This window comes from Micromonospora sp. SD12, from assembly GCF_052068495.1.
GTDB lineage: Bacteria > Actinomycetota > Actinomycetes > Mycobacteriales > Micromonosporaceae > Micromonospora > Micromonospora echinofusca.
The window spans coordinates 1-1,301 of record NZ_JBQHDF010000047.1; the positions used below are offsets into that span (position 1 = coordinate 1).

1 protein-coding gene is annotated in these 1,301 nt (G+C 69.4%); it reads left to right on the forward strand.

Translation table 11 applies throughout. The features are described from left to right. Positions 1 to 1,301, forward strand: a 1,301-nt coding sequence (locus ACTMS2_RS29235; RefSeq protein WP_441178261.1) for an L-serine ammonia-lyase, incomplete at both ends; no start/stop codon positions are given.

A 1,301-nucleotide genomic window follows, 5' to 3' on the forward strand; every position in this document is an offset into this window, starting at 1 on the left:
GTGGGGCCGATGCGGGCGGCCCGTACGTTCGTTGCGGGGTTGAAGGCCGACGGGTTGTTGGCCGGGACGGCTCGGGTGCGGGCGGAGTTGTTCGGGTCGCTGGGGGCGACCGGGCACGGGCACGGTAGTGATCGGGCGGTGCTGCTGGGGTTGGTCGGTGAGGTTCCGGAGTCGGTCGACACCGACGCGGTCGACGCGCGGATCGCGCGGATGCGTGCCGAGCGGCGGCTGGGCCTGCTCGACGCGCACGAGGTCGACTTCGACCCGGACCGGGATCTGGTGCTGCACCGGCGTCGGTCGTTGCCGTACCACCCGAACGGGATGACGTTCGTCGCGTACGACGACGCGGGCGCGCAGTTGCGGGTGCGGACGTACTACTCGGTGGGTGGCGGGTTCGTGGTGGACGAGGCGGCGGCGGGGGCGGATCGGATCAGGCCCGACGGCACGCGGGTGCGGTATCCGTTCCTGACCGGGGCGCAGTTGCTTGGCGTGACGGCGTCGACGGGGCTGTCGATCAGTGAGGTGATGCTGGCCAACGAGCTCTCCTGGCGGGGTGAGGGTGAGGTGCGTTCCGGTCTGTTGGAGATCTGGCGGGTGATGCGGGAGTGCGTGGAGCGGGGTTGTTCGCGTGACGGGGTGTTGCCTGGTGGGTTGAGGGTGCGTCGTCGTGCCGCCGAGCTGCGCCGCAGCCTGGAGACGGAGTCCGATGCGGGTGATCCGTTGCGGGCGATGGACTGGGTGACGCTGTTCGCCCTGGCGGTGAACGAGGAGAACGCGGCCGGTGGTCGGGTCGTCACCGCGCCGACGAATGGGGCGGCGGGGATCATCCCGGCGGTGCTGCATTACTACACCCGTTTCGTGCCGGGCGCCTGCGAGGAGGGGGTGGTGCGGTTCCTGTTGGCGGCGGGGGCGATCGGGGTGTTGTTCAAGGAGAACGCGTCGATCTCGGGTGCGGAGGTGGGTTGTCAGGGTGAGGTGGGTTCGGCCTGTTCGATGGCCGCCGCGGGTCTGGCTGAGGCGTTGGGTGGTACGCCGGAGCAGGTGGAGAACGCCGCGGAGATCGGCATGGAGCACAACCTGGGGTTGACGTGTGATCCGGTTGGGGGTCTGGTGCAGATCCCCTGCATCGAGCGCAACGCGGTGGCTAGCATCAAGGCGATCACGGCTGCCCGGTTGGCGCTGCGTGGCGACGGGGTGCACCACGTCTCGCTGGACAAGGTCATCAAGACCATGCGCGAGACCGGCGCGGACATGAAGGTCAAGTACAAGGAGACGGCGCGCGGCGGACTGGCCGTCAACGT